The sequence below is a fragment of the Methylobacterium sp. BTF04 genome (assembly GCF_010692745.1).
GTDB lineage: Bacteria > Pseudomonadota > Alphaproteobacteria > Rhizobiales > Beijerinckiaceae > Methylobacterium.
In genome coordinates this window covers 1-20,553 of sequence record NZ_JAAHTB010000049.1, presented here as the reverse complement: position 1 = coordinate 20,553, position 20,553 = coordinate 1, and the positions used below count along the sequence as shown (strand labels likewise).

At 60.4% G+C, this 20,553-nt stretch carries 19 protein-coding genes and 1 pseudogene; 9 read left to right on the top strand and 11 right to left on the bottom strand.

The window, feature by feature from the left end:
- Positions 1-435 precede the first annotated feature (435 nt).
- The 3 genes from G3T14_RS20275 (at position 436) to G3T14_RS20265 (ending at position 2,362) form a co-directional block, all read left to right on the top strand.
- On the top strand, positions 436-957 hold the full coding sequence (locus G3T14_RS20275) for a hypothetical protein (RefSeq protein WP_163644351.1): 522 nt from the start codon (positions 436-438) through the stop codon (positions 955-957).
- 102 nt (positions 958-1,059) lie between these two features.
- Positions 1,060-1,425 (top strand): hypothetical protein, encoded by a 366-nt coding sequence (locus G3T14_RS20270; protein WP_163644350.1) that lies wholly within the window; start codon positions 1,060-1,062, stop codon positions 1,423-1,425.
- A gap of 250 nt (positions 1,426-1,675) precedes the next feature.
- Positions 1,676-2,362, top strand: coding sequence for a transcriptional regulator (locus G3T14_RS20265; RefSeq protein ID WP_163644349.1), 687 nt, complete (start codon positions 1,676-1,678; stop codon positions 2,360-2,362).
- 80 nt (positions 2,363-2,442) lie between these two features.
- Here G3T14_RS20265 and G3T14_RS20260 read toward each other — a convergent pair whose 3' ends face one another.
- Positions 2,443-2,820, bottom strand: a complete 378-nt coding sequence (locus G3T14_RS20260) for a hypothetical protein (RefSeq protein WP_163644348.1) — start codon at positions 2,818-2,820, stop codon at positions 2,443-2,445.
- A 32-nt stretch (positions 2,821-2,852) separates the two neighbouring features.
- The gene (locus G3T14_RS20255; RefSeq protein ID WP_163644347.1) at positions 2,853-3,482 is read right to left on the bottom strand and encodes a ParA family protein; all 630 of its coding nucleotides are present in this window, start codon (positions 3,480-3,482) and stop codon (positions 2,853-2,855) included.
- Between the two features lie 244 nt (positions 3,483-3,726).
- On the opposite strand from G3T14_RS20255, the gene G3T14_RS20250 reads away from it, so the two are divergent.
- Both G3T14_RS20250 and G3T14_RS20245 read left to right on the top strand, forming a co-directional pair.
- Entirely contained in the window at positions 3,727-4,473 is a 747-nt protein-coding gene (locus tag G3T14_RS20250; RefSeq protein WP_163644346.1) for a recombinase family protein, read from the top strand.
- Between the two features lie 252 nt (positions 4,474-4,725).
- Positions 4,726-6,945 carry an ATP-dependent RecD-like DNA helicase gene (locus G3T14_RS20245; RefSeq protein WP_163644345.1) on the top strand — a complete coding sequence of 740 codons (2,220 nt, stop codon included), beginning with the start codon at positions 4,726-4,728 and terminating at the stop codon, positions 6,943-6,945.
- Between the two features lie 368 nt (positions 6,946-7,313).
- On the opposite strand, the gene G3T14_RS20240 is transcribed toward G3T14_RS20245, so the two are convergent.
- The 3 genes and pseudogenes from G3T14_RS20240 to G3T14_RS20230 all read right to left on the bottom strand — a co-directional run bounded on the left by G3T14_RS20240 (position 7,314) and on the right by G3T14_RS20230 (position 8,730).
- Positions 7,314-8,096, bottom strand: coding sequence for a YfdX family protein (locus tag G3T14_RS20240; protein WP_163644344.1), 783 nt, complete (start codon positions 8,094-8,096; stop codon positions 7,314-7,316).
- A gap of 193 nt (positions 8,097-8,289) precedes the next feature.
- Positions 8,290-8,538 (bottom strand): annotated as a pseudogene (locus G3T14_RS20235) (SOS response-associated peptidase); the annotation flags it as partial.
- A 3-nt stretch (positions 8,539-8,541) separates the two neighbouring features.
- Complete coding sequence (locus tag G3T14_RS20230) at positions 8,542-8,730, bottom strand: hypothetical protein (RefSeq protein ID WP_163644342.1); 189 nt, start codon at positions 8,728-8,730, stop codon at positions 8,542-8,544.
- Positions 8,731-9,957: 1,227 nt separating this feature from the next.
- On the opposite strand from G3T14_RS20230, the gene G3T14_RS20220 reads away from it, so the two are divergent.
- The 3 genes from G3T14_RS20220 to G3T14_RS20210 all read left to right on the top strand — a co-directional run bounded on the left by G3T14_RS20220 (position 9,958) and on the right by G3T14_RS20210 (position 11,245).
- Complete coding sequence (locus G3T14_RS20220; protein WP_163644340.1) at positions 9,958-10,212, top strand: hypothetical protein; 255 nt, start codon at positions 9,958-9,960, stop codon at positions 10,210-10,212.
- 425 nt (positions 10,213-10,637) lie between these two features.
- Entirely contained in the window at positions 10,638-10,922 is a 285-nt protein-coding gene (locus G3T14_RS20215) for a type II toxin-antitoxin system RelE/ParE family toxin (RefSeq protein WP_163644339.1), read from the top strand.
- Positions 10,919-11,245, top strand: coding sequence for a type II toxin-antitoxin system MqsA family antitoxin (locus G3T14_RS20210; protein WP_204262965.1), 327 nt, complete (start codon positions 10,919-10,921; stop codon positions 11,243-11,245). Before G3T14_RS20215 ends, G3T14_RS20210 begins: the two co-directional genes overlap by 4 nt.
- 58 nt (positions 11,246-11,303) lie before the next feature.
- On the opposite strand, the gene G3T14_RS20205 is transcribed toward G3T14_RS20210, so the two are convergent.
- From G3T14_RS20205 to G3T14_RS20185, 5 genes are all read right to left on the bottom strand, one after another.
- Positions 11,304-14,504: a type I restriction endonuclease gene (locus G3T14_RS20205; RefSeq protein ID WP_348645313.1), complete on the bottom strand. Its 3,201-nt coding sequence runs from the start codon at positions 14,502-14,504 to the stop codon at positions 11,304-11,306.
- A complete protein-coding gene (locus G3T14_RS20200) occupies positions 14,423-16,360 on the bottom strand; it encodes a restriction endonuclease subunit S (protein ID WP_163644338.1) in 1,938 nt (645 codons plus the stop codon). The genes G3T14_RS20205 and G3T14_RS20200 overlap by 82 nt, the downstream gene beginning before the upstream one ends.
- Entirely contained in the window at positions 16,357-18,192 is a 1,836-nt protein-coding gene (locus tag G3T14_RS20195; protein WP_163644337.1) for a class I SAM-dependent DNA methyltransferase, read from the bottom strand. Before G3T14_RS20195 ends, G3T14_RS20200 begins: the two co-directional genes overlap by 4 nt.
- A gap of 86 nt (positions 18,193-18,278) precedes the next feature.
- Positions 18,279-18,965, bottom strand: a complete 687-nt coding sequence (locus tag G3T14_RS20190) for a recombinase family protein (protein ID WP_163644336.1) — start codon at positions 18,963-18,965, stop codon at positions 18,279-18,281.
- Positions 18,966-19,119: 154 nt separating this feature from the next.
- Positions 19,120-19,767: a DUF3223 domain-containing protein gene (locus G3T14_RS20185; protein ID WP_163644335.1), complete on the bottom strand. Its 648-nt coding sequence runs from the start codon at positions 19,765-19,767 to the stop codon at positions 19,120-19,122.
- Positions 19,768-19,838: 71 nt separating this feature from the next.
- On the opposite strand from G3T14_RS20185, the gene G3T14_RS20180 reads away from it, so the two are divergent.
- Positions 19,839-19,988 (top strand): hypothetical protein, encoded by a 150-nt coding sequence (locus tag G3T14_RS20180; protein ID WP_163644334.1) that lies wholly within the window; start codon positions 19,839-19,841, stop codon positions 19,986-19,988.
- Positions 19,989-20,225: 237 nt separating this feature from the next.
- On the opposite strand, the gene G3T14_RS20175 is transcribed toward G3T14_RS20180, so the two are convergent.
- Positions 20,226-20,465, bottom strand: a complete 240-nt coding sequence (locus tag G3T14_RS20175) for a hypothetical protein (protein ID WP_163644333.1) — start codon at positions 20,463-20,465, stop codon at positions 20,226-20,228.
- Positions 20,466-20,553: the final 88 nt, after the last annotated feature.

Sequence of the window (20,553 nt, the reverse complement as noted above, 5' to 3'; positions counted from 1 at the left end):
ATGGTCACCGACACACTTCCCCAGGAGTGCTCGCAGAACCTGGATGCTCTGACCAGTGTGACACGCCAGCTGCTCGTTGAGGGGCCATCATCCAACGTGCGATTAAACTTTCTATCGAAATTAGAAGATAGCTCATATTAATAAATACTAACAAAAATTCTTTGAATGATGTCTAAGTAGCTTCTCGATACGGACGAACACGCCGCCTCGTGGCCGGACCTGACGATCCACACCCGGCACGTCGCGGGGGCGGAGGAGATCACCGTAGGCACCCATCCGGTGTTTGGGACTGTCATCGTCAATCACTACGGCCTCGACTCGCCCGTGCTCTGGATCACCCGCATGCCAATCCCCGACGCGCTCAGGGACTAAAGCAACGGGTTGACGACGATAACGGTAACAAGTAACTCGTTGCCTGTGACCAAGGAGGTGCGAATGGCGATGACGCCGTCAGAGAAGCAGCGGGCTTACCGAGCCCGCCTCAAGCAAGCCGAAAAGACCTCGCACGATGAGACAGCCGACGTGATCGCAGGATCGTTCGCGGCCTACGTCGCAACCGATGACGAGGCTCACGAACTCGATTTCCTGAACGACACCTTCGACAGTGTGGGCCTTCAGTTTCCGGACCTGTCGAAGGACGAAGATCCGGACTGGCGCGAAGAGTGGACACGCATCGGCGGCCTGATCGAACGGGGCTCGCTCGGGAAGGCCCAGCGGATGGTCGGCGCTCTCGTCGACAGCGCCGACGCGCTCGCCCGGATCATCAACCGGTTCAAGGTCCGCGAGATCGAAGCCGCCATCACTAAGGCCGGCACTGCCGACATGAGTGACCCGGCCGAGCGGTCAAAGGCGGTCGCCGAGATGGTGCGTCTAGAGAGCTTGAAGGTCCGACTTTTAAAGGAGGTGCGGCGTTCATTTCCGGTCACGACGCTCAGAGGAGGTGCCGGAACAATCTGAACAGTAAACGGCGCGACCTTGGTCGCACCACTCAGAAGCCAACCAAGAACTCACACCAACGGCAGCGCAGCAGCGCCGCCGTCAGCAAGGAAAATCTGCATCATGAAGAAGAAGCCGGCCATCCAGACCTATCCCATGCCCGAAGCGGCTTATCGGAAGCTTACCGTTCTATGGAGCTCGGAAAACGGAATTGCACAGAATGCGATCCAGGAGATGATGTTTACTCAGTGCGATATCGAAAAGCTCGATCTTGAGTATGGCCGCACCGAATTACCGCCTGCCCTGAGGGATCATATTGAAAGAATAATGAATTTCTCTACAGACAGTGCGATATATGAGCTTTTAGAAGTCGAAATTGAAGATGCTGACTTCACTATCGATGATATTGAGCCCGTCGCCTACCAGCATGCGCAGAACCGCGCATCGCTCGCCGCGACCATCAAGGCGTCCGACCTGCCCACGGGTTGACCGACTCGCTGACAAGCTTCACGGTTAACGATCGGCGCACTCGCGCACGAAGGATCAACGCAACGAGCCGCAGACGTTCAAAACGAGCAAAGCCCCGACCCTGCAAGGTCGAGGCTTTGGAAATCGATGGGTGCGTGGAAGCCCCCGAACTGCTTCCACCACACCATATTCGGCCCTGAGCCGTCAAGCGGAGAACGCGAGTTCTCTGCACGATCTCGTATTGCCCGAAGCGGCCCCATAGGGGCTGAACGTGTTTGCATCATCCATCCGGCAGGCCGCCGAGGCCGCGCCGCGCGACAAGCTGCCCGAGATCAATCGGCTGCTCTGGTCCGCCTACGCCGCAGGCAGTGTCACCGACGATGAAGCTGAGGCCCTGTCCGCGCTCATAGAGGCCCGGAAGGCTCCGGCCGCCTCCCCTGCCCCTGGTCCCGTAAAACTACGGACTGGATCAAGACCGCGCACCGATGCCAGCATGGCGCGGCGCAGGCGTTGGGCCGCTGCCGGCCGGCTCCCCCCTCAAATTGCCTGCCAGTTCACACTCGCTGAGCAGGCGGCCCTTGCCGTCGTCACCGTCGAGGTAGCCAAGCGAGGCGACTGCCGGCTGCACCTCGACGCCATTGCCGCTATCGCGGGCGTGAGCCGCAGCACCACAAAAGCCGCCCTGCGCCGCGCGCGCGCTCTGGGCCTCGTCACTGTCACTGAGCGCCGTCAAAGCGCCTGGAGGAACTTGAGCAATATCGTGCGGATCATCAGCCGGGAGTGGCTGGCCTGGATGAGACTTGCTCGCTGCGTTTCGGCTTCGGGGGGTGGGGTTATTTCCTCACCCACCACGAATACCAAGGTTCAAACCGAAAGCAGACAGCGGGTCTTAAGGCCGATGAAAGGGGCTTTCGAGATAGCGAACGGCAGGACCGTTAAGAAACGCGCCCTGTGCTGAGATCTGCAGCATGCCATTCAATAAAAAGTCTCGCGCAGAGTGCATTCCTTCGTTCGATGAAGCGGGCCGACACCTACGATCTAGTCATCGACTTTGAACGCCTTGAGGAGCACAGCTTCGTCAGCGACCTGGGGCTCGAGACTCAACTCCCTGCGGGTCTTTGTAATTATATGCGCTCGGTAGAATGCAACGGCGCGCTCGATAGCCTCGCCTTGCATCTTGAGGCGCAGGCCCGCCTTGAGCGCTTCCACGTCGGCAATTGTCTCGGCCTTCAAGCGCGTCCCGAACACCGTGCGCGTCTCCTGGCTCGGCGGTCGACCTTTCCCTCGCTTCCCGGGTTCTTTGGTCACCACGGGCACAGGCTCCGGCGCTGTGATTGTTTCTGCCAACGCGGCGAGATCGACCGCCGTGTCGCTCGACGGCGGCTTCGGAACGGACTTGGTCTGAAATTTTGCCACGCTAACGCTCGTCATTTCTTGATAGTTTTAACTTACACACCGGCTCGGTCGATGATGGCTTGCACCAGCGCGTCGGCTCGCTCGCTCAGACCTTTGAACCGGACCTCAGTCACGGCTTGGCCTTCGTTCTGAGCTTGCCGATAGGCCGGACGCTCAAGGAGCGCGCCTGGCAGCACGTCATAGCCAGCCTCCCCCATGTATGTGCGAGCGAACGCCTCTTCGGCTTCAGTGCCAACCCGGACTAGTGCCAGCGCCAGTTTTGCCCTTGAGATACCTGCCCGGACCAAGCTGTTGAAGACGATGGCCGCGGGCTCAAGATCGTCCACCGACGTGCTTGATGGCTGAACGACCAGGGCGGATCCCTTCGCTATTTCGAGCGTCCCGGCCGAGGCCCGCGCCGGCCCGTCGATAATCATCAGATCGAAATGCTCGGCGGCTTTGAAGGCATCGGCGGCTGTCCTGAACGGCTCAACGGCGACGACGGGTTCAAGACTGGCCGACATGCGGCGGCGCGCCCAGTTCGTCGAGGTGCCTTGCTCATGGTCAAGATCTGCGATTTTGACGGCGAGGCCGCCGGCAGCGGCTTCCCGCGCCAGAGCGCGCGCCAAGGTCGATTTCCCGACCCCGCCTTTCTGACTGACAAAACTAACAACGCTTGGCATGTGTCAGTCCTTACGTGCGTCAGTCAGCGGTTGATGTTTTTTGCTTACGATAAATAACTGGCGTTTGAAAGCCATAACGGCAATCAGCACGAACGATGGACCTGAGTCTAATCCTGGTTTTGGGCGCCTTATCGAAGGGGCGTGCACACCTCTAAAAGGCAAGAGGTATCTCTCTAAGCAAATGTAGTTTTTACTTCTTGCACACCTCAAAAAGGTATCATATAGAGGCGATCAGGAGAGACCCATGAAGCAGACCCTCAGGCCAGCCATCGCCTACACCCGCGTCTCGACTCAGAAGCAGGAAGAGGCAGGCAACGGGCACGATCTTCAGATGACCAGGATCCGCGAGTTCGCACGTCACGCGGGCTACCGGATCGTTCAGACTTTCAGAGACGCTGAGACCGGCATGGGCGAGGACAGCATCAGGGGGCGGAAGGGCGTCATGGACGCGATCAGCTTCTCCCGAGAGAAGAAGCTGACGATCCTCGTCGACGGGCTCGATCGCTTCGCACGCAACGTGGAAGCCATCGAGGAAGCGATTATGGGAGGGCGCCTGAAGGTCTTGAGCTGCAAGTCCGGAGAGGGAGCCTCACACGCCGTCCTCATGGCGGAAGCCGCGCGTGCGCAGCACGAGGGCGAGCTCATCAGCATCAACACCAAGCGCGCTTTGAAGAAGCTCAAGGAGGAGGGGGTGCAGCTCGGGAACCCCACCAACCTCGAAGAAGCCCAGGTGAAGGGTGCCGCGGTGAACCGAGACGGTGCTCTCGAACGAGCGCGCGAGTTAGCGCCGGTCATCTCGAAGTTGCGCGAAGAAGGGCGCACAACTGCCAAGGAGATCGCCGATGGCCTGAACCTCCGGGGTCTTCGAACAGCCCGGGGTGAGGACTGGAACGAGGGGAACGTGCGCCGTCTCCTCCAGCGTGTCGCTGAGATCCACCGGGCACAGGAGGAGGCGAAGGACCAGGAGAACCCGAACTGGGGCATGTGGTGAGATCACCGGGACAGGACGTCGAAGTCCTAGAGATCCTACGCTTTCTCGTAGGGGGTGCCTTCTGGGCTCGAAGAAAGTCCGGCCACCTCCTTGGCGATCACCGTCCTTAGCGAACAGGTCGCCCCATAAAGAGCATCAGGAGCTCACTGACAGGTTTGGCGGTATGACGTGCTCCTCAACTAGCGGATCAGCGTCTACGAGCTTCCCTGAGCCTTGTAGACGGTTCCCGCTCAATGCGGCATCGTGCATGACATGAGCCAGGGAACGGCGCTCAAGTCGTCTGACCGTAGTGCGCCCATTGAGACGCTCGCCGGCACGATCGAACGCGTGACCTTTCACAACGCTGAGACGGGTTTCTGCGTCCTCAAAGTTCAGGCGCGCGGCAAGCGCGATCTCGTGCCGGTGATCGGACACGCGCCAGCGATTGGTGCCGGCGAGTGGATCACTGCGACCGGGATCTGGTTCACTGACCGGCAGCATGGCCTCCAGTTCAAGGCCGAGACGCTCAAGGCCACACCACCGACCGGGGTCGAGGGTATCGAGCGCTACCTCGCGTCGGGCTACATGCGGGGCATCGGGCCGGCTATGGCCAAGCGCATTGTGGCGCTGTTCGGCGAAGGCACCTTCGAGATCATCGAGGCCGATCCAGAGCGCCTCAAGGAGGTCTCGGGCATCGGCCCAACGCGGGCTGCCCGCATCGTCTCCGGCTGGGCCGAGCAGAAGGCCGTCCGCGAGATCATGATCTTCTTGCACGCACACGGCGTCGGAACGGCGCGGGCGGTGCGGATTTTCAAGACCTACGGCCACGAGTCGATCGTCGTCATGACCGAGGACCCTTACCGGCTCGCTCGCGACATCCGCGGCATTGGCTTTCGAACTGCTGACGCGATTGCGATGCGTCTCGGGCTGACGAAGGAGTCACCGCAGCGGCTCCGGGCCGGCGTATCGTTCGCGCTCCAGACGGCGATGGACGAGGGACACTGTGGCCTGCCGAACGAGCGGCTGATCGTGCTCGCCCAGAAGCTGCTCGAAGTCGAGGCTGCTCTCGTCCGCACCGCCGTCGCCGACGAGCTGGCACGCGGCGAGGAGGTCATCGCGGACACGGTAGACGACCAACCCTGTGTCTTCCTCAAGGGTCTGCACGCGGCTGAGCGGGCGATCGCTGAACGACTCGTAACCCGAGCTCGCGGCTCACCACCCTGGCCCAGCATCGATCTCAACAAGGCGCGGCCATGGGTCGAGGCGAAGACGGGTAAGACGCTTTCGCCATCTCAAGGCGAAGCCATTCGTTTGATGCTGTCCTCGAAGCTCTGCGTGATCACCGGCGGTCCCGGTGTCGGCAAGACCAGCACATTGGACTCGCTCCTGCGCATTCTTACGGCCAAGGGCATAAAGGTCCTTCTCGCTGCGCCGACGGGCCGTGCCGCCAAGCGAATGACGGAGCAGACCCGGCTCGAAGCCAAGACCATCCATCGGCTGCTGGAGATCGACCCAAAGCGCGGCGGCTTCTCGCGCAATGAGGAGAACCCGCTCGACTGTGACCTGCTCGTCCTCGACGAGTGCTCGATGATTGACGTGCCTTTGATGAACGCCCTGCTGAAGGCCGTGCCGAAGCGCGCCGGGCTCCTATTGGTCGGCGACGTCGATCAGCTCCCCTCTGTCGGCCCAGGACAGGTGCTGGCCGACGTCATCGCGTCGGGGCGCTTGCCGGTGGCGCGGCTGACTGAAGTGTTCCGGCAAGCGGCCGAGAGCCGGATCATCGTCAACGCGCACCGCATCAACCAGGGCCAGATGCCGGAGTGGCCGAAGGCGAGTGAGAAGTCTGACTTCTACCTGATCGAGATCGACGATCCGGACGTCGGCGTCGCCAAGCTGATCGAGGTCGTGACCAAGCGCATTCCGCGCTCCTTCGCGCTCGATCCGATCCGTGACGTCCAGGTCCTCACGCCGATGCTGCGCGGCTCCCTCGGCTCGCGGAACCTCAATCACGAGCTCCAGCGCGTGCTGAACCCGAACCCAGCTCAGCAGATCGAGCGTTTCGGCTGGCGCTTTGCCTCCGGCGACCGGGTGATGGAGACCCAGAACGACTACGACCGGGACGTCTTCAACGGCGATCTCGGCATGGTGGCCCGCATCGACGAGGAGGAAGGCGCCGTCGTCGTCACCTTCGACGGGCGCGAGGTCGTCTACCCCTACGGCGAGCTCGACACGCTGGTGCCGGCGTTCGCAACGACGATCCACAAAAGCCAGGGCTCCGAGTATCCCGCCGTGGTGATCCCGATCGTGACGCAGCATTTCAACATGCTGGCGAGGAACCTGCTCTACACCGGCGTCACGCGCGGCAAACAGCTTGTCGTCCTGATCGGCCAACGCAAAGCGATTGGTATGGCGGTTCGGGGTGGGGGCGCGAAGCGGCGCTGGACAAAATTGCGAGAATGGTTGGTGGGACCGCATCAGGCGGCACCACTGTGAGGCCCTCTACTAACCAAAATCAGGTCAGAGTCAGGTCGCGGTTATAAATCGGTCGACCGTGACGTCTCTCACAAACAGCCTTAAGCAGCTTTGATATTGACGGACTTCAAGTCAAGGTGGGGTCACTTTGAGAACCATTTGTAACCCCACCTCGTCAAATTCATACTGCTCGGACATTACGCTAAGCTTGATCCCAAAGAGTGCACACTTCAGTGCATATTCAGTGGAATCGGCTGGAGAGATGCGCCCGGGCACTGGTCAACTCAGAAAATCCCAGAACCCGCAGCCTGCGACTATGAAGGCAACAAGATTTTGTTGAAGTGACGAGCGACTACCGTGACACCCCTCCAAGTCGATATCGGTTTTCGTCAGTGCGCGGGTTTGACGGTTCCGGTCGAGGACGGCATTGCCTCCGTTCCCTTGGCATCTGCGGAGTTCGCCGAGCTCTTCTGCGGCAGTGTTGTCACATCGATTACGTCGAACCGAAGCCCATCTTCTGCCTGCTTTAAGACAGAGTTCGCCTCGTAGTATTTCCCTTGATCGAGTAACTTAGCAGCCTGATCAACATCCGATGTGGTCTTAACCAGTGGAACAATCGCCATCGTGAAATTCACGCTCACGCCGCCAAGTTTGAGCTTTTCGACGGCTCCCTTCCGATCTCCCTTTTCAAGATTCTTGTTGGCGTCGGAAACGGCGGCCGCCTTCTGGGGAGTAGCGACGAAATCCTCGTCGAGCAGTAACTGGCCGTCGACAGGCAACCATGCGATCGGCGTTTTCATATCCGCCTTAGTTATCTCATTGCTCATCTCTTTAGCATTCTTCATCGCCATCTCTTTGCCGACAGGGGGCGATTTCAGCTCAGCCTCGGCTTTCGTGAAGACGCTCTCGTCGGTCTTCGCTTTAGCCAACGCCGCTTGGGACTGAGCTATCAGTGTTTTGGCCCGAGCTGGATCCGCGTCGAAGATTGCGAGCCGTGCTTGATGCAAGTCTTGGAAGCCCTTAGCTCCATCTACGGAGAGCTTGCTAACATCCTTCTGGATAGCGGTTTCGTGCAACATGGAGGATGTAGTGGCCTGATCTGCCGCATAAGCCGCGCCACCAATGGCGATCGAGGCGGTGAGCGAGGCGGCCAGAAGTTTGTAACGGGTCATGACGGCATCTCCGATGCGTCCCAACCGGGCGACGGCGGTCTTTTTCGATAATCGTCGTTCTGCCCTGGGGCTGATTTGAAAACGCCACCGATGAGGGCGTGTTGCATGAAATTTTCGTAAGGTTTAGCGATTCTATGCCGCTCAGCTAGAAGCGTTCTTGTCATTTTAAAGAAGGCATCGCCTCCGGCTATGGGCGCCAGCAGGGCGATTTCACATTACTAACGTTCGTGACCGGATGCTCTGGCCACTTGCTCATCGGAGAGGGGAAGCCTCAGCGCATCATCGTCAGTTCGCGTTCCTCATCAGCGATCCGGATTACCGGTGCCATCTGGTCGGGGAAGATAGCGGGCAGCGGCGGCATGTTGCCGGTCTCGTCGCGATCAACCCCAAACGCCTTTCGGATCGCGTCCTGCCCCTTGTTCAAACTGTAGAGGTTGCACACGCGTCACAGGCCCTTCGCCAACAGGAAAAAGGCGAACCCTACGGCGAGGAGGCTGCGAGAAATCCACGAACACCCCATTGCGCCCACGCCGTCATCGATGGCCCGCAGATGCGCGATCTGCGCGATCTGCGCGAACATCGCGGCCCAATAGGCAGCCCACAGTCCGAAAGCGGAGGCGGTCCAGGTGGACATGGCCCAGCTACCGGAGCTAGCTCGCCGTCCGTCGTTCCTGGCGCCATGAGGCGATCGCGTGTTGCCGGGCATCGTAGGTGCGCCGGACCGGCGTTCCATCCTCACCGCGGCCTTCCCAGGTGTAGGCGAACCGAAGGACGCTATTAGGACCATAAAGGCGTATCACTTCGGATCGCCAATCCCGATCGGTGCGAGCGAGGACCGCTTCGGTCTCGATCAGTCGGTTCGCATGCATCGAGGCTGTCCTGGGTATTGGGGTCGTAGACGCAACGCGATCCGGCGCTACTCGCTCCCTGAGACACCGGCAGGCACTGCTCAATGGCAAGAAGATAACCGCTTAGCAGGCTCACCAGCGGCCGGCATCATTCTGGGTGGTCGGATATGCCGGGGCATGGCAAATCCCCTCCCTGGCGATCCTGGGGCAATTGTAAACTGCTTATGGTCTCAGCGGCATCAGGCTCATGTTGTAGCTGGCGCACTCGAACTGACACAGGAAGCGAACCCCTTAAGAACCTTTTGTATGTGTCAGAGATGTCCAGATTTCCTTGACCACGGCAGGCACACGCTTGGCAATCTCAGCGTCCATTGAGCTCATATGGCAGGCGTCACGCTCAATACCGAGTTCTTGAGCAAGGCGAACGTAGGCAGCCTCTCGCTCCAGACGCCCTTCTTTCCAGAGGCGGTCGAAATGCGTGTGTGCCTCTCTCCGGGCAGACTTCAGCTCCCAAGCTGCTCGATGTCCGACTTCGTCCCGAAGCGGCTTGTCACCTGCCGACCAGAGGCCGCAGCAGCGATTGCGATGTCGGCCGGAGCTCAGAATGACCTTAACTGCAGGCTGACCGCAGCGAGGGCAGATTGGTGCTGATGGCATGTCCTGAATGGCCTACGACTTTGTCCGATTAACGGACATCCTGTCCACTCGCTGTCTAATCCGAACAATGCAGCGCGCCCTCACAATGTATCATCCCTGTCATGCACATGTCCGGTGGATGTCCAGCTCCAAAGCCGTTTTCGCTCGAAATGGACAAGTCGGTTAAATGCTTTCCGAGCGAGTGCCCTCTATAGTTCGCGCTTTCGCGCTTAGGCGAATACAGGAATGACTGATTTTCTCGGTCGCAGAGCGGATTGCTCGTTGATGGTTTAATTTTGCCCTTGGATGTGCCTGCTGAAAGCGCTGGTATTAGATACCACCCAGTTCACCATTCTGAAGAAGGCGAAGGCTCTCGCATGACCAAGATTTCTTCTCCCCGAATTGCCGCAGGAGGTCGTCCGAAGCCAGAAGCTGCCTCGACGCTCATCCAAGCGCTTCAGACCCCTGACACGGCGAACCAGAAGCGCTGGGTCGACCTCTCGTTTAAGGTGACGGAGGACGAGCGCGACGATTTCCGGCTCGAAGCCGCCAAGCGCAGGATGACCCACAAGGAGCTGTTCCAGACGGCGATGGCCGTCTACCGCGAGCAACATCCGGTGCCAGTGCGGTGAGCATCCGAGACCAGGTTGCACACCTCATTGCCTTCCAAGAGCTAGAGCACCTCACCGGCCAGAGGTTCTCTGAGGTGGAGCTCGAGAGGATGGAGGAGGCCGCGCGGGCCCAGGGGCACACTCTGAAGGAAGCGCTCGACAGGTTCCTTCACGCCTTGCGCAACATCAGTCAGGACGATCTCACGAAAATCGCCAAGCGTCAGGGACTGCCTCATTGAGGGAGTAGGGGGTCTTGGAGGACGTCATGCGCCAGAGGCCTTCTCCTTCCTACGAACCACCTCGACCAATGCCTCGTTCTTCGCCTGCCCATGCATGCCGTGGTGGATCTCGCGGTAATACTCCTACATTGTCGTAGCGCGCTAATGTGGTAGTTTGACCACATGAAAGTCGTTCGGCTGAAGCCCTACATCCGGGCGATGAAGGGTATGGGCCTCGACGAGGCGGTCGTGACCGAGATCGAGACGATGATCGTCAGAGCCCCTGACGCCCACCCCATGATCAAGGGCCTGCGAGGCGCGCGTAAAGCTCGCTTCCCGCTTCCAGGGAGGGGCAAGAGCGGGGGCGGCCGCACAATCTACTACGTCGCGATCGCGCCCGGCGTGCTGTTCATGATGACGGCTTACCCGAAGAACGAGCGAGACGACCTGTCACCGGAGCAGCGCAAGGCGGTCCTCGAAGCGATCGCGAGCATCAAAGGAGTCGAGCCATGACGCGCAGCACACAGCAGGCGATAGGGTCTCCTGTCGGTGACGATCTGGTCGAGGCCTTCCAGGAGATGGCAGCCTACCTGCGTGGTGAGGTGGAGGCCGTGAGCTACGAGGTGCCTGACGATGTCATCACGCCCGAACGCGTGAAGGCGATCCGGCGCAAGGTGGCCGCTTCAACGAAGGAGTTCGAGCAGCAGTTCAGGATCTCGGCGCGGACGATGGAGTCTTACGAGCAAGGTCGCCGCCGACCTGATGCCGCGATGCAGGCGCTCCTACGTGTCATCGAGCGCGAGCCTGACGCTGTGCGTCGAGCCCTGGGATCTTGATCTCATGGAGCTGCGCAACCACCAAGTGCCTTGAAGAGGCCGAGACGGCTACAAGGAATCATGCCCCCGCCTGCGTATCACCTGCACGCGTTCGCAACGCCTCGTAGAGTTGGGCAGGCCCGAGCAGCACGTCCTTCAGGCCGTCACGCACCTTCTCCGAGTCGAGCGCCTGCTTGCTCAGCGAGGCGTGGGCCTCGAAGGCGTCGATGATAGCGTTCATCAGCTCGGCTCGCAGTGTGGGCGAGTTGTCGAACTGGGCTTTCGTATTGTTCGCTGCCTGGGTGGCCAGGACCTCGGACTCAAGCATCTTGTCGCGCAGTGTCGTGACGTAGCTGAGTTGATCGCCCTCGGTGGTGTCGCCGCCGAAGAGATCGTTCACCCGCTCGATAATCGCGGCGAGGAGTGCCTTCTCCTTCTCCTGGACCGAGCCCGAGCCCATTCCGGTCATCGGCGTGAGCTTGGTCTCGTCGCGCCCAGAGACGTCGAGCCGGCGCTGGCCTTCGTTCTTGAGGTTGTGATGGGTGAGCGCGACCTTCGAGAGATCGACGCCTTCGCGCTCCCGCCCGAACTCCAACAGCGGGACGAGACGCTTGTAGAAAAGGAAGCGCTTCTCGACGGCGGTGTTGGCGTAGTCGAAGATCTGCGACAGGAAGCTGTAGGCGCTCTGATAGGCGGCCATGTCGCTCTTGAAGAGGAAGAGCACGTTGAGTTCGTCCTGGGCGTCGCTCGTGCCTTTGGTGTCCTCTTGCTCGCTGGCGCTCAATAGCCGCTCCTGGGCCGCCTTGAAGCGCTTGAGCAGGCGATCCGCGACCGGCTCAATGGCCGCGATCAGATCGCCCTGCTTTGCCTTCGGGTTCATCTCTACCGCCACGACCCGGTCAACCTCGAACTCGTCATAGTGACCACTCGCGTCGAGCTTGGCCTTGAGGTCGAGCACGATGTTCGGATCGGTGACGCCTTCGAGCTCTGCCGTGTCGTAGTAGGCGCGGAACGCGGTGAGGATCTCCTCGGAGGAGTTCACGAAGTCGAGGACGTAGGTGGTGTCCTTGCCTGGGTGCGCGCGGTTCAAGCGCGACAGCGTCTGAACGGCCTGAATCCCTCCGAGCCGCCGATCAACATACATGCCGCAAAGTAGCGGTTGGTCGAAGCCGGTCTGAAATTTGTTGGCGACGAGCAGCAGGTGGTAGTCGGTGGTGCCGAAAGCCTCGCGAATGTCTCGTCCCTTGAGGCCGGGGTTCAGCGATGCGCTGCTCTCCGTGAAGGGCTCGTCGCTCGAGTCTCGATCGTTCACCTCGCCCGAGAACGCCGCGAGCGTGCCGAGGCTGTAGCCCTTGGACTTGATGTAGCCGTCGATCGCGAGCTTCCAGCGCACCGCCTCGATGCGGCTCGCCAACACGACCATCGCCTTGGCCTTGCCCTCGAGCAGCGGCTGCACGTTCTCGCGGAAGTGCTCGACGACGATCTCGACCTTCTTCGCGATGTTGTAGGGGTGGAGCCGAACCCAGCGCATGATGCCCTTGAGAGCGGCGCTGCGCTCGACCTCCTGCTCGTCCCACTCCTGGCCCTCGTTCGCCAAGCGGAAGGCGAGCCGGTAGGGCGTGTAGTTCTTCAGCACGTCGAGGATGAAGCCCTCCTCGATTGCTTGCCGCATCGAGTAGACGTGGAAGGCAGCCGGCAGATTGCCCGACCCGGGCTGCTGATCCGGTTGAGGTCGCCGACCAAAAGTCTCAAGGGTCTTGGCCTTCGGCGTCGCAGTGAAGGCCACGTAGGTGAGGCCGGTCTCGCCCGCCCGCGCGGCCATCTGTGCGGAGAGGATGTCCTCGGCGCTCATTTCGCCGCCATCCTGCAGGTCGGCGATCTCTTGCGATGAGAGAAGCTGCTTGAGCTTGTTGGCAGCCTCTCCGGTCTGCGAGCTATGCGCCTCGTCGGCGATGACAGCGAAGCGCTTGCCTTCCGTCGCCGCAAGGTCGCGCACCGCCGCGAGAGCGAAGGGGAAGGTCTGGATGGTGCAAACGATGATCTTCTTGCCCTGCGCCAGCGCCTCGGCGAGCTGTCCGCTTTTGGCGCTGCCCTCGCTCCGGATGGTCGCCACCACACCGGTGGTGCGCTGGAAGCCGAAGAGCGCGTCCTGAAGCTGCGAGTCGATTACGTTGCGATCAGAGACGACGATCACCGTCGAGAAAATCTTGCTGTCCGCTTCGTCGTGCAGGTCTGCGAGGAAGTGCGCCGTCCAGGCGATCGAGTTGGTTTTGCCCGAGCCGGCTGAGTGTTGGATCAGGTATTTGCCGCCCGGCCCTTCGGCCCGCACCGCCGCCGCGAGCTTTCGGGTGGCGTCGAGCTGGTGATAGCGTGGGAAGATCAAGCCAGTGAGCGTTCGCTTCGCATCGCGCTCGGCGACGATATAGCGGCCGATGATCTCGAGCCAGCTCTCGCGCTCGAAGACCTCTTCCCAGAGATATGCGGTGCGATGCCCGTTCGGGTTCGCCGGGTTTCCGGCGCCGCCATGGTCCCCCTTGTTGAACGGCAGGAAGCGCGTCGGGGGGCCAGCGAGCTTCGTCGTCATGTGCACTTCGGTGTTGCTGACCGCGAAGTGCACGAGTGCGCCGCTGGGGAATGACAGCAGCGGCTCGGGCGTTTGTCCCTTCGGTCGTGGCAGCCGGTCGAAGCGATACTGGTCGATAGCGTCCGTGACGGACTGGGTGAAGTCCGTCTTGAGCTCGACAGTCGCAACCGGCACGCCGTTTAGGAACAGCACGAGGTCGAGGCACTTCTCGTTCGCGATCGAGTAGCGGAGCTGACGGACGACGCGAAGACGATTCGCCTGGTAGGCCGCGATGATGTCGGGGTTCGTGCCTAGCGCGGGGCGGAACTGCGCGAGCGTGACGAGCCCACGCACGCCGACCATCTCGACACCATGACGAATGACGTCAAGCGCGCCGAGGCTGTCGATCTGCTTGCGCACGCGATCAAGCAGCACCCCTTCGGTGGCTGCTCCATGGCTACGGCTCAGCGCCTCCCAAACCTTCGGCTGGGTCTGCTTGACCCAGGCCACGAGGTCGGTCGGGAACAGTGCGCGCACACGATCGTATCGCGCCGCGCTGCCTGGCTCGTAGAGCCAGCCATGCGCAGCGAGGTGTGCGCAGATCTCGTCCTCGAAGCTAATCTCTTGGTGCAGGCTCATGCGAACAGCCTGCCAGTCGACGTCCTCGGTCTCACGCCCGTTGGCACGAGGCCATGGCGGCGCATCCAGCCGAGCCACGTCTGCAGTTCGTCGATGCGAAACTTCCTGGCTTTCTCAGGGTGCCACTCGGACAGGACGGCGAGGGCGATCTCCATGTCGGGTGGTGTCTCGCCGTCGATCAGCGCATCGTTCCATACAGCGTAGAGGGTCGCTACTGCCTCAGCGCCCTTGGTGTCGATCGTGGCGGTGTCCTCTATCAGCTTGTCGAACTTGGCGGTGCGCACGCCAAGCATCGCAGTGAGCTCCTGTCGATGTGCGGCACGTCGATCGCCGAGCCGGTAGGTAACGGCTGAACCTACGCCGTGGGGCTGCTCCACCCGGATGCCGGCAAGCCTGGCTGCCTCACGCTCCATGTCGCTGATCATCTCGCGGTCGAGAGGGCCGGCAGCTTCACGCAAGTAGGCGCCCTCGAGCTCTGAGACGCCTGCATGCACTTGGGCGAGATAGGCGATCTTCTGCAGCTTCACACGCCCGAAAGTCGACTGAAATGCCGAGCGCTCGACGATTTCCGTCGCTATCAGGCCGCGTGCGCGGACGCGATCGATCGGGAAGGGCAGCACGTCAGCGACGTCACGCACATCGATCTTACCCGTTACCGCCGCAGAAATCAGGGCGGCACGCCGCTCATTCAGCAGCTCGAGCGCTTGATTAGCTGCATCAATCAAGGCCTCGATCTCATGCAGCGCGCCTTTCAGTGCATCGACAATCTCATGTTGTTCTTCAATCGGTGGAACCGCGACCTTGATCTCGCCATACCTCGTTGGGTTGAGATTGCACTGGCCAATAGCAACAAAAGCGCGCGATCGAGCCAAACCTAGAAGTTGCTCTAGATTTAGTAAAAGCGTCATAAAATGAGGGCTATTCTGATTATTTGCGCGAAATCTAACTAAATATGAAGCAAATGAAACGGGAAAATCAGCGCCCTTGAAGATACCGACTTTGGCAATTTGATCTAAACTATTAGTTCTATTGAATAGTAGATCGTTTATATCAAGCAAAAGATTTTTATCAACTGTTTTGACAAATTTCAAATCATTGAGGGCCACCTTGCCGCCTGAGATATTCCCCATTCGAAGCACAGCCACCGAGCCGTCGGGCTCTAGTGAGTCCGATATGCCGTAGTCGGCAGAGGCAAAGAGGCGCTTCAGCGCTGACACGGTCCAATGCGCAGGCACCTTGCCGAGCCACTCGATGCCGCTGTCCTTCATCGGGGCGTCGGGGGTCAGGCCCTTGGTGACGGCGTGGGAAATGACAGCCTGCCGCTTCTCCTTCAGCAGCGCGATCAGACGCCGCTGCTCCTCCACCAGCGTGTCAATTTTAGCCGTCTCGTGGTCGAGGAAAGCGCTGATCGCTCGTTGCTGAGGAATCGGGGGGAACGCGAGGCGAAAGGCCCCTAGTTCGTCTGACGACAGCTCGAGGAAAGTGGTGCCCTTACCGCGCACGTTGAGCTGCTCGGTCGCTACAGACAGCACGTAGAACGCGAATGTGCTTTCTGCTCCCCCGAGAGGCACTAAGGCCTTGCAGCCTTGATTTGTGCATGCCTCAACGGCCGTGATTGCAAGTGAACCTATCGGCGCTCGAGTTGAGAGCACCACGCTATCGGGGGGCACCAGCGTGGTTCCGCACGAAATTAGTCCGGCCTTTGTGATTGACCGAATAGTCTGTGCGATAAATCGAGATTGTCGTTTGCTTAAGTCTGCTGGAGTGATCCAAGGAAGGTCGCCATCCCAATAACTGGATACGTCTGATTTCGGCGTCGAGCCGCCGATAATGTTAAACCTGTGCTTCAGGCCTGCGACGATCCAGTCGCTGGGGATCGCCCCCAGCCAGTCGATGCCGCTGTCCTCGTAGGTTGGATAGGCCGGGAAGGTCACGCTGCCAGCCCCTCAAGCATCGCTTTGATTCGCGTTGTCACGGCGTCGAGGTCTGCGTCGATCTCGGCGAGCTGTCGCGGCGGCTCGAACACGTAGAATTGCCGTGTGAACGGGATTTCGTAGCCTGCCTTCGTTTTCTCGTGGTCGATCCACGCGTCGGTCGCGTGCGGCAGCACCTCGCGTTTGAAGTAGGTTTCGACGTTCTCGTCGAGAGGCACGTTCTCGGTGTCGCGCAGGCTTGAGTCCGCCTGCGGCTTGCCCTTCGCCTTGCCGCGCTGGCCGAGCACAGGTCTGCCAGCTTCGTCGCGCAGCGGCCGCTCGACCGTTATGGTGCGATAACCAAAGGCGCTGTTCGAGAAGATGCGAGAGAGCGGCGCGAGCTTGATTTTGCCGCCCTCGGGCATCGCGGGTTCGGCCTCGCCATCGAGCACGATCTCGCGGCCGACCTCCTTGCCTTCGACGTCGAAAAGGGTCGCAAGACGCGCCTCAACGAACTGGCCGAACAGCTGCGTCACGTCGGTAATTTGTTTTTCAGACATCTCCTTGCGCTTCGAGCCTAGAGTCTTGCGCATCTTGCGCCAGAACGAGCTAGCGTCGATCAGTTGGACCTTGCCACGCCTTGTCTCGGGCTTCTTGTTGCTGAGGATCCAGACGTAGGTGGAGATGCCTGTGTTGTAGAACATGTCGGTTGGCAGGGCGACAATTGCCTCGACCAGATCATTCTCGAGCACGTAGCGACGGATCTCGCTCTCCCCGCTGCCGGCGCCACCTGTGAACAACGGCGAGCCGTTGAGCACAATGCCGAAGCGACAGCCGCCCTCCTCGCGCGTCCGCATCTTTGACAACAGGTGCATGAGGAACAGTAGCGAGCCGTCCGACACGCGCGGCAGCCCGGGACCGAAGCGGCCGTCGAAGCCCTTCTGCTCATACTCGGCGCGGACCTGCTTCTCGACCTTTTTCCACTCGACACCGAAGGGGGGGTTGCTGAGCATGTAGTCGAAGCGGCGCTTGGGGTGCCCGTCGTCCGATAGCGTGTTGCCGGGAGCGATGTTGCCGATGTCCTGCCCCTTGATGAGCATGTCCGCCTTGCAGATCGCATAGGACTCCGGGTTCAGCTCCTGGCCGAACATCGTTAGATGCCCCTGCGGATTGTGCTCGGCGAGGTATTCCCCAGCGATCGACAGCATGCCGCCGGTGCCCGCCGTCGGGTCATAGATCGTCCGCACGATTCCCGGCTTGGTCAGCGCCTCGTCGTCCTCGACGAACAGCAGGTTGACCATGAGCCGGATTACCTCGCGAGGGGTGAAGTGCTCACCTGCGGTCTCGTTCGAGATCTCGGCGAACTTCCGGATTAGCTCCTCGAAGGCGAGCCCCATAGCTGCGTTGTCGACCTTGGATGGATGCAGGTCGATACGCGCGAACTTCTCCGTCACCTGGTAGAGCAGGCCAGTTTTGGCGAGCCGCTCGATCTGGCCGTGGAACTCGAATTGCTCGAAAATGTCGCGCACCGCAGGCGAAAAGCCCTCGACGTATCGGATGAGGTTGGCGCGGATGTTGTCCTGGTCGCCCATCAACTTGGTGAGGTCGAGCGGATCGGTGTTGTAGAAGCCCTGCTTGGCGGCGCGGAGTAGGAAGGGCTCCGGGTTGAGGCCCAAGGCGGCCTTTGCCTTCAGCTCAGACATGACAGCCGGTTTGGTGGCCTCGAGAACGCAGTCGAGACGACGCAGGACTGTGAAGGGCAAGATCACCCGCCCATACTCCGACTGCCTGTAGTCCCCTCTCAGTAGATCGGCGACCGACCAGATAAACGACGCCAGCGCCTGATGATTCATGAACGGCCGATCCTTCTAGACCGGGTTGTGTCACGCGGCTGTAAGGAGCGGCAACCAGGCGCTCGTCCAATCTGTCGTTTCTGGCCTTATGTTGCTCGATTCGACACACGTTGCACCTGTGTGGCCGACCACGACGCTCCTCCACGTGCTGTCGGGATCCCGCGCATAGTGAGAGCGGCCGCGATCTCTCGAAGCGATGATGCCCCTGAAGCGCGAACGTCTTTGATGGTCTCGGCTAGATCGAGCGCCCGCGCGTCCGCGATACGGGTGCGGGCTGCCCGTCCACGTTCACGCCCGAGATCCTGACGCTGTAGGTTGGCCGGAGTGCCGAGCTTCTTCCCGCGCGCCTTCGCTGCCGCCAGGGCCTTGCGTGTGCGGTCCCCGATGAGACCTGCCTCAAGCTCGGCCACGGCGACCATCTGCTGAAGCATGAACCGCCCAGTCGGCCCTTCAATCTGCGGCAGGTCGCAGAACCTGACCTCGACCCCGGCTTCGAGAAGGCGCGAGAGGAACGCCACGGACCGGGTGAGCCGCGAGACGTTCGCCACGATCAGCGTGGCGCCCCTGATCCGGCACTGGGTGAGCGCCTTGACCAACTCCGGCCGCTCGTCTGAGCGACCGCTCTCCACCTCGGTGAACTCGCCCACGAGGCTCCAGGAGCCGCCGTTCAGGAAGGAACGCACTGTCTCCCGCTGCGCCTCAAGCCCCAACCCTGAGCGACCCTGCCGATTGGTCGAGACCCGGTAGTAGGCGACGAACTTGCCCTGGGCCATCTGCCGGCTCTCGCTCCGCTGTGTGTATCGTTCTGTCGAACGAACGTTCGACAGAACGATACAAAGGGGTAGAGGACTGTCAATGGCGCCTTCCTCAGCCCTCGCTGATGATCAGTGCAACGATTTTCAGCCAGGAGGCCTTCCTGGATGCCAATCAGGACGGTGTGCGTCTCAGCTCCGATAAGTGGACGCGCCGATCAACAATCCGGAGTTGAGCAAGACCATCGTGGTAGGCGCGAAATCGTTCGGCATCGCTGGGCTCGCTAAATAGGTCCTGCGTTCCTTCATGCCTAAGCGATGGGATGCCGTGTGCTTCCACGTAGGAGCGAACGATCTTGTCAAAAGGCCACGGTGGCGCATGATCTACATGAGCATCGCCTTCATGAAGGAGCTTGCCTGACACAGCACACGTCACTGTCCCAGTAGCAAATGCCACTTGCCTCTTGGTCTCCATAGCTTCTTTCAGAAGGTGCCGCCCAGCCGTGTAGAGTGTAGGCTCCGCCGAGGTAATGCCGAGGGCGACTTGGTAGCTGACATCCACCAAGGCACCTGTCACGGGGCGAACCCATAAGCACCACGTGTTATAATTGGGATCCTGAGCAACCCGCATTCCGATGTAGCCATTTGCAAGTTTCTGAGCTGCGTGTGGGTGCGCCTTCAATACAGCTTCTGCAAGCCGAAGATCTTCGCCAACAAGATCCTTATTGTGGTTTCGCTTGAGCAGATCCTGCACGGCCGTCTGAGCCGCTTTCCGCGTTGGGAAAGAGAAGGGCGGAATTTCAACCGGGATACTACGTGCCATGCTCTTCCTCGCGGAGTGAAAATGCTGTCGTTCCTCGCGCTGCCGCACCGACTGTTGCCTTCGAGACTGTGTTGGCTTCCGGCCAGAGCGTGATGCTCTCCAGCCCCAGGCAGCTCGGTGCAGAAGCACAAACCATCGAAATCAGCCGCGATGGTGAGGTTGTCATTATCACGAAGGTTCGTCAGCCGGTCGTCCAGGAAGCCATGGCTCTGAATGAATAAGTGTCAGTCTACTTTGCCGCTCGATCTGATCATGAATAGCGGGGCTTGATCTGGGCTTGAGGTGGAGGAAGCTACGATCGCCCGTAGCTACCTCCGTCACATGGTCGATCACATCCATAAGCTCTCCGAGATTTTGGGGAGTCATGGACGGGAGATAAATACAGCGTGCCTCTGTCCGTCCCGCAATGAGTTGGGCTTCAGTCAGCGCATCGAAATCTGGACGGCCCTGCCGCTGCTTCATCGGACTAATCCTCGCGCCGGTGAACGGAAATGCTCAGCCTCGGCCTGCCAAGCGTTCCGCTGCTCACTGCATTCAACAAGCTGCGCGCGTAACGTCTCGATCTCGGCGTGTAACTCTCCGCTGTCGACAGCCAGCTCGACGCACTGATCCTGGATCTGAGCCAGCTGGAGCCGCAGCTCGCTGTTCTCGATCGCGAGTGCGAGCAGTTCGGCCCCATAGTCATCAGTATCAGTCATCCAGCCGCCCTACGAAGCGTTCTGATCCGTTTGATGGTCACCGACACACTTCCCCAGGAGTGCTCGCAGAACCTGGATGCTCTGACCA